Source organism: Streptomyces collinus (assembly GCF_031348265.1).
GTDB lineage: Bacteria > Actinomycetota > Actinomycetes > Streptomycetales > Streptomycetaceae > Streptomyces > Streptomyces collinus.
The window spans coordinates 2621864-2634295 of sequence record NZ_CP133771.1; the positions used below are offsets into that span (position 1 = coordinate 2621864).

At 73.3% G+C, this 12432-nt stretch carries 10 protein-coding genes; 6 read left to right on the plus strand and 4 right to left on the minus strand.

What is annotated here, in order from left to right; genetic code table 11:
- Complete coding sequence (locus tag RFN52_RS11810) at positions 1–696, minus strand: hypothetical protein (RefSeq protein ID WP_184845817.1); 696 nt, start codon at positions 694–696, stop codon at positions 1–3.
- A gap of 169 nt (positions 697–865) precedes the next feature.
- On the opposite strand from RFN52_RS11810, the gene RFN52_RS11815 reads away from it, so the two are divergent.
- A complete protein-coding gene (locus tag RFN52_RS11815; protein ID WP_184845819.1) occupies positions 866–1357 on the plus strand; it encodes a GNAT family N-acetyltransferase in 492 nt (163 codons plus the stop codon).
- Positions 1358–1360: 3 nt separating this feature from the next.
- Here the strand turns inward: RFN52_RS11815 and RFN52_RS11820 are convergent, their stop codons facing one another.
- Positions 1361–3412 carry an MDR family MFS transporter gene (locus tag RFN52_RS11820; protein WP_184845821.1) on the minus strand — a complete coding sequence of 684 codons (2052 nt, stop codon included), beginning with the start codon at positions 3410–3412 and terminating at the stop codon, positions 1361–1363.
- 159 nt (positions 3413–3571) lie between these two features.
- Here RFN52_RS11820 and RFN52_RS11825 point away from each other — a divergent pair, with 159 nt between their 5' ends.
- Both RFN52_RS11825 and cpt read left to right on the plus strand, forming a co-directional pair.
- Positions 3572–5161 (plus strand): peptidoglycan-binding protein, encoded by a 1590-nt coding sequence (locus RFN52_RS11825; protein WP_311240936.1) that lies wholly within the window; start codon positions 3572–3574, stop codon positions 5159–5161.
- A 27-nt stretch (positions 5162–5188) separates the two neighbouring features.
- Complete coding sequence (cpt, locus tag RFN52_RS11830) at positions 5189–5743, plus strand: chloramphenicol phosphotransferase CPT (RefSeq protein WP_184845823.1); 555 nt, start codon at positions 5189–5191, stop codon at positions 5741–5743.
- 53 nt (positions 5744–5796) lie between these two features.
- Here the strand turns inward: cpt and RFN52_RS11835 are convergent, their stop codons facing one another.
- On the minus strand, positions 5797–6456 hold the full coding sequence (locus RFN52_RS11835) for an HAD-IA family hydrolase (RefSeq protein ID WP_184845825.1): 660 nt from the start codon (positions 6454–6456) through the stop codon (positions 5797–5799).
- A 208-nt stretch (positions 6457–6664) separates the two neighbouring features.
- Positions 6665–7246: a TMEM165/GDT1 family protein gene (locus RFN52_RS11840; RefSeq protein ID WP_062926595.1), complete on the minus strand. Its 582-nt coding sequence runs from the start codon at positions 7244–7246 to the stop codon at positions 6665–6667.
- 390 nt (positions 7247–7636) lie between these two features.
- Between RFN52_RS11840 and RFN52_RS11845 the strand changes: the two genes are divergently transcribed.
- From RFN52_RS11845 to RFN52_RS11855, 3 genes are all read left to right on the plus strand, one after another.
- A complete protein-coding gene (locus tag RFN52_RS11845; RefSeq protein WP_184845827.1) occupies positions 7637–8281 on the plus strand; it encodes an HNH endonuclease family protein in 645 nt (214 codons plus the stop codon).
- A gap of 78 nt (positions 8282–8359) precedes the next feature.
- Positions 8360–9997: an alkaline phosphatase D family protein gene (locus tag RFN52_RS11850; RefSeq protein ID WP_184845830.1), complete on the plus strand. Its 1638-nt coding sequence runs from the start codon at positions 8360–8362 to the stop codon at positions 9995–9997.
- Positions 9998–10327: 330 nt separating this feature from the next.
- Positions 10328–12349: an FAD/NAD(P)-binding protein gene (locus RFN52_RS11855; protein ID WP_184853858.1), complete on the plus strand. Its 2022-nt coding sequence runs from the start codon at positions 10328–10330 to the stop codon at positions 12347–12349.
- Positions 12350–12432 lie beyond the last annotated feature (83 nt).

Here is a 12432-nt window from a genome sequence, read left to right on the forward strand (position 1 = left end):
TCAACTCTCCTTCGCCTGACGTCGGTTCATCGCCCACGGCATGTGCCCGCCGCGGGTGGGGGCCTTGCGGCCGCCGTCCAGGGCGGCGCGCTCGCGGCCGTGGTCGTGCCGTCCGCCGGTGTGGCCGCCGCCGCCGTGGCGGGCCGGCTTCACCAGCTCCTCGAACAGGGCGCGGGCCGCCACCATGGCCTCACGCATGTCTTCCGTACCCTGGCCGCCGTCGCGGGCGTCCTCCGCGCGCAGATGCGCGGCGCGGTGCACGCGCCGGTAGCCGTCCACGTGGTGGGCGTGGTGCACGGACAGCGCGGACAGCTGTTCCTCGTACTGCCCGCCGTCCGGGAAGCCCCGGGCACCGGCGAGCTCGGCGAGCAGCCGGTCCGCCTCGGCGACGGCGTCGCGCGGCGAGTCGACGAACCGCTCCTGGGCGGCCGTCCAGCGCGCCTCGTACTGCTCGCGCTGCGCCGGCTCCAGCGGCCGCTCGCGCAGCTCGCCGTGGCGCTGCACGCGCTCGGTCAGTTCGCGCTCGGCCGCTTTGGCGTCACCGTCGTGCCGGGCGACGGCCCGGTCGTACTCGGGTCCGAAGCGCCGCTTCAGGCTCGGGCCCTGCCGAGGCCCGCGGGCGCGCAGGGTCATGACGGCCGCGATGATGACGACCGCCGCGATCACGATCAGAGCAATGATCAGGCCAGTGGACATGAATGCCTTCCGGGTTCTCGGCCCAACCGGCTCTCCTCGCGAGCCGGTTCGCCCGTCGGGTGTCCCCAAAGCCCGTCTCCAAACGGCGCGCGGGCGCTACCGGGCGCGAACAGGTGGCCGGGACTATTCGCTTGCGTGTCCGATGGGACGCCTGCGAAGAATGCGGTCCATGACCTGGACCGTGACTCCGGAACCGTACGACTCCCCCGTGGCCGCCGCGCTGTGGCGGGCGTACTACACCGAGGTCAGCGACCGCTGGTACCTGCTGCACGAGGGACGCCGGACCGAGCCGGCCGAGCTGGAGCGGGAGATCGCCGCCCAGCCGGGTGCCGACCTCGCCCCGCCGGGCGGGCGGCTGCTCGTCGCCCGGTACGACGGTGAGCCGGCCGGCAGCGCGGGCGTACGGCTGCTGGACGGCGCGACCGCCGAGCTCACGCGGGTGTTCCTGCACGAGCCGGTGCGCGGCCGGGGCGGCGCCCCGCTCCTGGTCCGGGCGGCCGAGGAGGCCGCTCGTTCGCTGGGTGCCGCCCGGATGATCCTCGACACCCGCGGCGACCTCGTCGAGGCCCGCGGCCTCTACGCCCGCCTCGGCTACACGGAGACCGCACCCCACAACGACGGCCGATACGCGGAGCACTGGTTCAGCAAGGAGCTGGGCTGAAGTTCAGACCCTTTCCCGCGTGGAGCCCGTGCTGTACGGCCGCTCGCGGCGCGATCCGCACAGTTCGCCGGTCAGCTCCCGCACGAGCCGCTCCAGGTCGGTCGGCCGGTCCGGCCCCCACCAGTCGCCGAGCAGCTCGGCGAGGGACTCCTCGCGGGCCTCGGCCAGCCGGCCGGCGACCTCGCGCCCCTGCTCGGTCAGGACCATGTCGACACCCCGGCGCACGGCGAGGCGGCGTTCCTCGGCCTGCCGGGCGGCCTCCATGATCACGGTCAGGGGCACGGGCATGGCGTCGGCGAGGACGCCCGGCTCCACCGAGCCGTGGCGCCGCATCCGCAGCAGCAGCCAACTCGTCGCGGGCAGCAGGTCGTAGCCCGCCCGTGCGGTGATCTTCCGGTAGATCTCGCGCCGCCCCGCGCGGGTGCCGAGCACCGACAGGGCCCGGCACACCTCGTCGTACGAGGACCGCTCGACGGGGTTGCTGGCCAGGGTCTCGGTGACGTCCGGCGCGGTGACCGAGCCGCGCAGCCGGTCCTCCTTCAGGAACCAGGCCAGCACGAAGCCGAGGAGCGCGACGGGGGCGGCGTACAGGAAGACGTCCGTGATGGAGACGGCGTAGGCGTGCAGGGCCGGCGGGCGCAGGCCGGGCGGCAGGGCGGCGATGCCGCGCGGGTCGGCCTCCAGGGCGTCCACCGAGACGCCGGGCGGCAGCGTGGCACCGCGGAAGGCGTCGGTGAGCTGCTCGCCGAGGCGGCCGGCGAAGACCGTGCCGAAGACGGCGACCCCGAACGAGGCGCCGATGGAGCGGAAGAAGGTCGCACCTGAGGTGGCCACGCCCAGGTCCTCGTAGGGGACGGCGTTCTGCACGATGAGGACGAGGACCTGCATCACCAGGCCGAGGCCGAGCCCGAAGACGAAGAAGAAGCCGCTCAGCTCGGCGGTGGAGCTGTGCTCGTCCAGCTGGTGGAGCAGGAGCAGCCCGAGCGTGGTGACGCCGGTGCCGGCGATCGGGAACACCTTCCAGCGGCCGGTGCGGCTGATGATCTGTCCGGAGGCCGTCGAGGCCAGCAGCAGGCCCAGCACCATCGGCAGCATGTGGACACCGGACATGGTCGGGCTGATGCCCTGGACGACCTGGAGGAAGGTCGGCAGGTAGGTCATGGCGCCGAACATGGCGAACCCGACGACGAAGCTGATCACGGCGGCGAGCGTGAAGGTCCGTACGCGGAACAGCTTGAGCGGCAGGACGGGTTCGGCGGCCCGCCGCTCGACGGCGACGAAGGCGCCGGCGAGGACGACGCCCAGGACCGCCAGGCCGACGATCTGCCAGGACCCCCAGGCCCAGGTCGTCCCGCCGAGCGAGGCGACCAGTACCAGGCAGGTGGCGACGGCGGCGATGAGGAAGGTGCCGAGGTAGTCGATGACGTGGCGCTGCGCCGTGCGCGGGATGTGCAGGACGGCGGCGATCACGGCGAGCGCGACGACGCCGACGGGCAGGTTGACGTAGAACACCCAGCGCCAGCTCAGATGCTGGGTGAACAGCCCGCCGAGCAGCGGCCCGAGCACGCTGGTCGCGCCGAAGACGGCGCCGAACAGGCCCTGGTAGCGGCCGCGTTCACGCGGCGACACCAGATCGCCGACGATCGCCATCGACAGCACGATCAGCCCGCCGCCGCCGAGGCCCTGCAGGGCCCGGAACGCGATCAGCTGCGCCATGTCCTGCGCGGCGCCGCACAGCGCGGACCCGACCAGGAAGATCACGATCGCCGTCTGGAACAGCCGCTTGCGCCCGTACTGGTCGCCGAGCTTGCCCCACAGGGGGGTCGCGGCGGTCGCGGCCAGCAGATACGCGGTGACCACCCAGGAGAGGTGATCCAGACCGCCGAGATCGCTGACGATCGTGGGCAGCGCGGTCGACACGATGGTCTGGTCGAGGGCGGCGAGCAGCATGCCGAGGAGCAGGGCTCCGATGGAGACCAGGACGTTCCCGGACACCTGCTCCCCGGGGGCCGCGCCCTGGGGCGTCAGCGTGGTGGCGTTCCCGTCCTCGGCCATCCGACCTCCCGCGTCTCCTGTGACATTTTCCATCGTGACCGCTGTGACCTGTTATGGCCCGCCGGGCCCTTTTGGAAGCTGCGCTTCCGGGGGCTCCTCGACCGCACTGTGGAGAAGATCTGGATAATCTCTGGAGTTCGCGAGGGGAGGGAGGAACGCGTGGAACCGCCCAACGGCCACCCGTGCCCGGAGTGCGGCGCGCCCAGACAGCGGGACAACACCCCCGCCTGCGCCTGCACCGACCGTGCCGCCGAGGCCCTCCGCGACGCCCGCACGACCCAGGCGGCGGCAGCGGAGGACTTCGACCCGCTGCGGATCCGCCCATACGTGGAGATCGACGGCGGGGAGGCCTCCGGCGGACCGGACGGGGGAGCGGCACCCGCCGTCGGCGAGGGGCAGCCGTCCTCACCGGCGGGGGCGACGACGGCGCCGCGCCCGGGGGGGCCCACGGGGGCGTCGTTCGAAGGCACCCCGGTCACGGCACCCCCGGCCGAGCCCACCCCGTACGCCCCGGACGGCACCGCCCGACGGCCGGGAACCGGTCCGGCGGAAGCGCCACGCGCCCAGGGCCGCCCCGGCCCGACGGCCGAGGGCGCCCGAGGCCGGTCCGCGTCGGACAACGGCGCCGCGCTTGCGCACGGAGACCCCCTTCGGCCACCAGGAAACGGTTCCGCAGAGGCCCCGCGGACCCAGGACGCCGGGCCCACGCCCGAGGGCACACCGGGCCGGCCCCCGATGGACGGAAGTGGCAGGCCGCCGCGGTCTCGGGCCGAGGGCACACCGCGCCAGGCCGCGATGGACAGCAGCGGCACGGCGCCGCGGTCTCGGACCGCAGGCACACCGGGCCAGGCCGCCGCGGCGGCCAGTGCCGGCAGCCGCCCGCACACCGAGGTCTCACGCCCCGGCGGTGCCGCCCGGCCGCCCTCCCCCGCCGACGCCACCATGCCCTTGCGCCCCGTCGACCCGGACGCGACCGCCGTACTGCCGACGGCCTCCGCCACCTCGGCGATCCCGACACCCCTGGCTCCTGCCGCGACCGAGCCGAGCGTCACCGATCTGCGCATGTTCGACGGCACGGCGGGGGCGGATCGCGGCGCGACGGCAGCGGGCGGGCCCGGAGCGCGGAGGTCCGGGCGACGGCGCCGGAACCTCCTCGTCGCCGCCGCCGGCGCCTGCGTCGCCGTCGTCGCGGCGGCCGGGTACGCGAGCGGGCTGTTCTCCTACGAGAGCCCGTCCCGGGACACGGCACTGCCGGACGACATCCGCGCGAGCGTGCCGGACGCCCCGTCGAGCAGCGCGGCGTCCACGCCCCCGCAGGGCAGCGCCTCGGTGGCCCCGCCGGCCCCGGCAGCGCCGCGGCCGTCGCCGTCGCGCACCGCGAGCCCGTCCGCCTCACCGTCGCCGTCCGCGCCCAGCGCCTCGGCGAGCCCGTCGCAGTCGCCCTCCCCGTCGGCATCGCAGCCGTCGGCATCGGCGACCGGCCCCGGGCAGGCGGCTCCGGACAACTCCCGCCAGAACAAGGGCCCGGCCGTCCTCCGCCTCGGCGACAACGGCCCGGAGGTCACCGAACTCCAGCTCCGTCTGCGGCAGTTGTACCTGTACGACGACGACACCGACGGCCGCTTCGACGACCGGCTGGAGGACGCGGTCCGCACCTACCAGTGGTCCCGCGGCATCGAGGCCGAAGACCTCGGCGTCTACGACCGGGAGACCCGGGCGAAGCTGGAGTCGGAAACCCGGGAGCCCTGACCCGCCTGGCCGCCCTATCGTGACGCCGTGACCACTCAGGTGATCGTTCTCAACGGCGGTTCCAGCTCGGGCAAGTCGGGGATCGTCCGATGCCTGCAAGAGGTCCTGCCCGGTCCGTGGATGGCCTTCGGCGTCGACTCGTTCGTCGAGGCGCTGCCGGCGAAGCTCCAGGGCTCGGAGGGCGGGATCACATTCGCGGCGGACGGCGGCGTGAGCGTCGGCGCGGAGTTCCGGGCCCTGGAGGCGACCTGGACCGAGGGCATCGCCGCCATGGCCCGCGCCGGCGCCGGGATCGTCGTCGACGACGTCTTCCTCGGCGGCGCGGCCTCCCGGCAGCGGTGGGAGAAGGCTCTCGCCGGACTCACCGTGCTGTGGGTCGGCGTCCGGTGCGACGCCGAGGTCGCCGCGGGCCGCGAGATCGCCCGGGGAGACCGGGTCAAGGGCATGGCCGCGTCACAGGCGCTGGTCGTGCACGAGGGGATGAGCTACGACGTGGAGGTGGACACGACCCACACCGAGTCCCTGGAGTGCGCGCGCGTCATCGCCGCCCGGGTGACGGGTGCGCCCTCGCCGCCCGGGTGACGCCCAGGTGACGGGTGCGCCCGCGCCGCCCGAGTGACCGGCACAACCGGCGTTCACCCGATGTGCAGCCGGATCGTCCCGTCAGCGCCGGCCTGCACCCGCACCTTCGTGAGGTCCTCCACCACGACGTCCGGCTCGTGGGCCGCGGCCCGGGGCCCGACCCCGACCACCGTCATCCCGGCGGCGCGCCCGGCCGCTATCCCGGCCCCGGAGTCCTCGAAGACCACACAGTCCTCGGGGGCGACGCCCAGCTCGGCGGCGCCCTTCAGGAAGCCCTCCGGGTCGGGCTTGCTCGCCCCGACGGACTCCGCGGTCACCCGCACCCCGGGCTGCTCCAGACCGGCCGCGGCCATCCGCGCCGTCGAGAGCGGCACGTCGGCCGAGGTCACCAGCGCGTGCGGGAGTCCGCGCAGCGAGGCCAGGAACTCCGGTGCCCCGGGGATCGCGACGACGCCGTCGGTGTCGGCCGTCTCCTCGGCGAGCATCCGGGCGTTGTCGGCGTGGTTCTGCTCCATCGGCCGCTCGGGCAGCAGCAGCGCCATGGAGGCGTAGCCCTGCCGGCCGTGGACGACCTTCATGACCTCGTCCCCGTCGAGCCCGTGACGCTGGGCCCAGCGCCGCCAGACGCGTTCGACCGAGGCGTCCGAGTTGACGAGGGTGCCGTCCATGTCCAGCAGGAGGGCGCGGGCGGTGAGCACGGCGGTGGCCGTCATCGGCAGCTCCAAGGCTCGGGGCGCGTTCCAGCGCGGGAGGGGGGCGGACGACGGATCGCGACCGGCACGCCCCGGGAGACAAGGCGGCCCCGCCCGCCGGTCAGGGAAAACGGGCGGAGGCCACTTTGTTTCTCTACGGTACAAAACAAGGCGGCCTTCGCGCCAGGGGGCCCCACCGGACGTTCACCCACTGTTCGGCTCGCCCTGCTCAGCCGGTCACGGCCTCCCACAGGCTCCACACGCCGAGCGCCAGCATGACCAGCGCCGCGACCTGCGTGATCAGCCGCAGCGGCACCTTCTTCATCAGCGCCTTGCCGCCGACGATGCCGAGCCCGGCCACGGCCCACAGCGCGAGCACCGCTCCCAGGCCGACGGAGAGCGGGTCGTCGTAGCGGGCGGCCAGGTTCGCGGTCATGATCTGCGTCAGGTCACCGAACTCGGCGACCAGGATGAGCATGAATCCGGCGCCCGAGACCTTCCAGAAGGACTGGTTCTCCGGCTTGCGGACCTCCTCCTCGTCCTCCCCCTTCCTCAGCAGCAGCACCGCGGCCCCGCCCAGGAACAGCACGCCCGTGAGGGCCTGCACGATCTGCTGCGGCAGCAGCGTCAGCACACTGCCGGCGGCGACGGCCAGCGCGACGTGCAGCGCGAAGGCGGCGGCGACACCGGCGAAGACGTAGGAGGCGCGGTAGCGGGTGCCGAGGACGAGGCCCGCGAGGGCGGTCTTGTCCGGCAGTTCCGCGAGGAAGACGACGCCGAAGACGACGGCCGTCACGGTCAGGCTGATCAAGGGTTCCTCAATCGGTCGGGGCTGCCCCACCGAGAGTGCTGGACCTTCGCACACGACACCTCGGCACGGCAGCACACACGGCACCCGCGCCGGGAAGCGCGGGCGTGCACTGCTTTGCCGAAGGTCTCGCTGGCAGGTCCGGGAAAGGACCGGCCTCCGGGCGCCGGCTCAGGCGGGCTGAGCAGTATGTCGACGGTCCGGCGAAGAGCTACTCCCCTTCTGCGCCGTCCATCGTACGCGACACCCTCGCGCGAAAACTTTCCCCGTGAACCTTGTCATGTCATGCACGTGTCACTAACTTCTCACCGGGCGCACACCTGTGCGCAACACGGCACCGCGAGCATTCCCCTCGCTCGTACGCCAACACCCCCCTCTCCCCAGGGAGTTCGCATGCCCAGGTTCTACGCGCGTCGACGGCTGAGCATGGCCGCGGGCGCCACCGCGCTCATATCGTCCGTGGCCCTCTTCAACGCCCCCACGGCCTCAGCCGCCCTCCCCACCCCCGTGAGCGGCGCCACCGCCCGCTCCTACCTCGCCTCGCTCACCGTGGCGACCGAGGACCGCACCGGCTACAACCGCGACCTCTTCCCGCACTGGATCACCCAGTCCGGCTCCTGCAACACCCGCGAGGTCGTCCTCAAGCGCGACGGCTCCAACGTCCAGCAGGACTCCTCCTGCGCCGCCACCAGCGGCAGCTGGTACTCCGTCTACGAGGGCGCCACCTGGACCGCCGCCTCCGACGTCGACATCGACCACCTGGTCCCGCTCGCCGAGGCCTGGGACTCCGGTGCCGACTCCTGGACGACGTCCCGCCGCCAGTCCTTCGCCAACGACCTGACCCGCCCGCAGCTCATCGCGGTCACCGACAACGTCAACCAGGCCAAGGGCGACCAGGACCCGGCCACCTGGATGCCCTCCCGGACGGCGTACCGCTGCACCTACGTCCGCGCCTGGGTGCAGGTGAAGTACTACTACGGCCTCTCCGTCGACTCGGCCGAGAAGTCCGCGCTGCAGAACTACCTCGCGAGCTGCTGACACGCTGATTTCGTGTCGGGACCTCCCCGCTGACCTCCGTCGCTGCGTACCGTACGGGGCGACGGAGAGGGGAACGACATGAGCGCACTGCGCCTCGGACCGCTGCTGAGGTACACCGACGGCTCGTCCGCGACCGTGTGGGTCGAGACGAGCCGTCCGTGCACCGCCGAGGTGCGCTGCGCCGACGGCGCCGGCGGCACGGCCCACAGCTTCCAGATCGCGGGCCACCACTACGCGCTGATCCCGGTGACCGGCCTGACGGCGGGTACGACCACGACGTACGAGGTGCTGCTCGACGGCACCCGGGTGTGGCCCCTGCCCGGCTCCCCCTTCCCGCCCTCGGCGATCCACGCGCCGGGCCCGGAGGGCGGCCTCAACGTCGCCTTCGGCTCCTGCCGCTGGGCCTCTCCCCCGGCGGGCGGGGACGACCCCGTGGGCCCGGACGCCCTGGACGCCCTCGCCACCCGCCTCGCGGCCGACCCCGAGGGCGAGCGGCCGCACGTCCTGCTGCTGCTCGGCGACCAGGTGTACGCCGACGAGACCTCCGACGCCACGCAACGCTGGCTGGCGGGCCGCCGCGACCTGAAGGAGGAGCCGGGCAACGGGGTCGCGGACTACGAGGAGTACACCCATCTGTACTACGAGTCCTGGCTCGACCCGCGCATCCGCTGGCTGCTGTCCACCGTGCCCAGCTTCATGATCTTCGACGACCACGACGTGATCGATGACTGGAACACCTCCGCCGCCTGGCTCGCCGACATGCGCTCCACCGACTGGTGGCAGGAGCGGCTGCTGAGCGGCCTGATGTCGTACTGGGTCCACCAGCACCTCGGCAACCTCTCCCTGGAGGAGCTGGCGGCCGACCCGGTGTACGAGGCGGTCCGTGAGGCCCCCGACGGGACCGATGTGCTGCGCGCCTTCGCCTCCCGGGCCGACGCCGACGCGGCCACGGCCCGCTGGAGCTACCGACGCGACTTCGGGCGCGTACGCCTGGTGATGGTGGACAGCCGGGCCGCCCGGGTCCTCGCCGAGGACGAGCGCGCGATGCTCGACCCGGGCGAGGAAGCCTGGCTGCGCGAGCAGGTGCTGGACTCGCGCGAGGCGTACGACCACCTGCTGATCGGCACCTCGCTGCCCTGGCTGCTGCCGCATCTGGTGCACGACGCCGAGGGTTGGAACGCGGCGCTGTGCGGCGGTGAACGCGGCGAGCGCTGGGCGCGATTCGGGGAGAAGGTGCGGCGCGCCGCCGACCTGGAGCACTGGTCGGCGTTCCCCGAGTCCTTCGCGGGGCTGGCGGAGCTGATCGCCGAGGCGGGCTCGGGCGATCACGCGCCGGCGACGGTGTGCGTGCTCTCCGGGGACGTGCACCACGCCTACATCGCCGAGCCCTCGTGGCCCGGCCGGGGCCCGGACGCCCGGGTGGTGCAGCTGGTCTGCTCCCCCGTGCACAACTCCGTCCCGCTGTCGATGCGGCTGGCGTTCCGCATCGGCTGGAGCGCGATGGCGCGGCGCCTGGGCCGCGGGCTCGCCCGGCACGGCCGCCTCCCGAAGCCGCCGGTCGGCTGGCGCAAGACGGGCGGCCCCTGGTTCGGCAACCAGCTCATGACCCTGACCCTGCGCGGCCGTTCGGCCCGGCTGCGACTGGAGCAGGCCAAGCCCCGCGAGGGCACGGGCCCTCGCATGACGACGCTCCTGGACTCCGAGCTCGCCCCCTAACCCACCGTTTGCGCCCGCTTGTTGCCGCTGTGTTCCTTGATGCCCCGTGATGGCAGTGAGGCATCCCACAGCGACCGTCAATCCTTCCCCACGAGTCTCGGTTACCGCTCCCGGCGGCGGCATGATGAGGCGGACCGTCCGCTTCCTGCCCGGCGGACCGCCGACACGCGCCCCCCACGCCCGGGAGTTCCACCCTTGTCTGCGTCGCCCGAGGAAACCTCCGAGGAAACCTTCCAGGGAACCTTCGAGGAAGCCTTCGAGGAAACCGAGGAATCCGAACCGGCCGGGGGTCCCGAACCGGCCGGAGGTCCCGGTCCGGTTCCGGGGCCCGTGCGGGTCTCCGTCGCCCTGGTCGGGGCCGGACCACGCGGCACCAGCGTCCTGGAACGCCTGTGCGCCTCCGCCCCGGAGCTGCTGCCGCCGGGTGCCCTGCTGACGGTCCATGTGATCGACCCGGACCCGCCCGGCGCCGGCCGCGTCTGGCGCACGGCCCAGTCGCCCGAGCTGCTGATGAACACCGTGGCCTGCCAAGTCACCCTGTTCACCGACGACAGCGTGGACTGCTCGGGCCCGATCCGCCCGGGCCCGAGCCTGCACGAGTGGGCGGACGGCGGACTGGGCCCGGACGAGTACCCGACCCGGGCCGACTACGGCCGCTACCTGGAGTGGGTGTTCGCCGAGGTCGTACGGCAGGCGCCGCCGGCCGTACGGGTCGAGACGCACCGGGCGCGCGCGGTGCGGCTCGACGACACACCCGGGGACCGCCAGGCCCTCACCCTCGACGACGGCCGCGTCCTGACCGGCCTGTCCGCGGTGGTGCTGGCCCAGGGGCACCTGCCCAGGCTCGCCGGCCCCGACCTGCTGCGGCACGCGGCCCACGCCGCGCGGAACGGCCTGCGCCACGTCCCGCCCGCCAACCCGGCCGATGTCGACCTGTCCTCCATACCCCCGGACGAGCCCGTTCTGCTGCGCGGCCTCGGCCTCAACTTCTTCGACCACACGGCCCTGTTGACGACCGGCCGGGGTGGCCGTTTCGTACGGGACGCCGACGGTCTGCGCTATCTGCCCTCCGGCCGTGAGCCGCGGCTCTTCGCCGGTTCCCGGCGCGGCGTCCCGTACCAGGCACGCGGCGACAACGCGAAGGGGCCGTACGGCCGGCACGTTCCGCTCGTCCTCACCCCGGAGGTGATCGCCGGGTTCCGCAAGCGCGCCGACTCCGGGGAGGCGCCCGACTTCCTCGCGGAGATCTGGCCGTTGGTGGCGAAGGAGGTGGAGACGGTCTACTACACCGGGCTGATCCGCCGGGCCGCGGACCGCGCCGGGCGGGAGCGGGAGCGGGAGTTCGGCGGGCGGGAGCGGGAGCTCTCCGGAGCCCAGCGGAAGCTCGCCGGACCCGAGCAGGAGTTCGCCGGACCGGAGCAGGAGTTCGCCGGACCCGAGCGGGAGTTCGCCGGACCCGAGCGGGAGTTCGCCGACCGCTTCCTCGCCGTTCCGCACGGCGACCCCCGGGAGGCTTCGCTGCTGGAGGAGTTCGGGGTGCCGGACGGCGACCGCTGGTGCTGGGAGCGGATCTCCCGCCCGTACGCCGGACGGGACGTCGCGCACCCCGTCCGGTGGCGCGACTGGCTGCTGGCACATCTGCGCGAGGACGCCGCCCAGGCCGCCCTGGGCAATGTGCACGGCCCGCTGAAGGCGGCGCTGGACGTGCTGCGCGACCTGCGCAACGAGCTGCGGCTGATCGTGGACCACGGCGGCCTCGCCGGCGCCTCCCGCCGGGACCACCTGGACCGCTGGTACACCCCGCTCAACGCGTTCCTGTCCATCGGCCCGCCGCGGCGCCGCATCGAGGAACTCGTGGCCCTCATCGAGGCGGGTGTCGTGGAGGTACTGGGGCCGCGGCTGCGGGTGACGGAGGAGGACGGGGCCTGGGCCGCGCACTCCCCCGACGTTCCGGGCTCGGCCGTCCGTGTGAGAACCCTCATAGAGGCGCGCCTGCCGGAACCGGACCTGCGGGACACCGCCGACGCCCTCCTGGCCGGCCTGCTGCGCAGCGGACGGTGCCGGCCGCACACCGTCGACGGTTATGAGACAGGCGGACTGGACGTAACATCCCGCCCCTATCGTCTGATGGATCGTCAAGGAGTTGCACACACAAGGCTGTTCGCGTTCGGCGTGCCGACAGAAGGCGTGCATTGGGTGACCGCCGCCGGAGCTCGCCCAGGGGTGGATTCGGTCACTCTTTCGGACGCGGACGCGGTGGCGAGAGCCGTTCTACGTGCGACTGGGCGCGAAATCGAGCCCCAATCAGAGGCAAAGCCGTGGCCAAATGTTGAACTTGCAAGCATCAATTAGGCACACCTAACGTGGGCTACTCCGCGGTATCCGTCCCCGACCGGCCTCCCCAGGGCCGGCCAACCGAAGGAGAGACCCCCCAC

Coding starts and splice junctions, on each gene's coding strand:
- RFN52_RS11815 (WP_184845819.1), top strand. CDS start 866: ATGACCTGGACCGTGACTCCGGAACCGTACGACTCCCCCGTGGCCGCC.
- RFN52_RS11845 (WP_184845827.1), top strand. CDS start 7,637: ATGCCCAGGTTCTACGCGCGTCGACGGCTGAGCATGGCCGCGGGCGCC.
- RFN52_RS11850 (WP_184845830.1), top strand. CDS start 8,360: ATGAGCGCACTGCGCCTCGGACCGCTGCTGAGGTACACCGACGGCTCG.
- RFN52_RS11810 (WP_184845817.1), bottom strand. CDS start 696: ATGTCCACTGGCCTGATCATTGCTCTGATCGTGATCGCGGCGGTCGTC.
- RFN52_RS11835 (WP_184845825.1), bottom strand. CDS start 6,456: ATGACGGCCACCGCCGTGCTCACCGCCCGCGCCCTCCTGCTGGACATG.
- RFN52_RS11820 (WP_184845821.1), bottom strand. CDS start 3,412: ATGGCCGAGGACGGGAACGCCACCACGCTGACGCCCCAGGGCGCGGCC.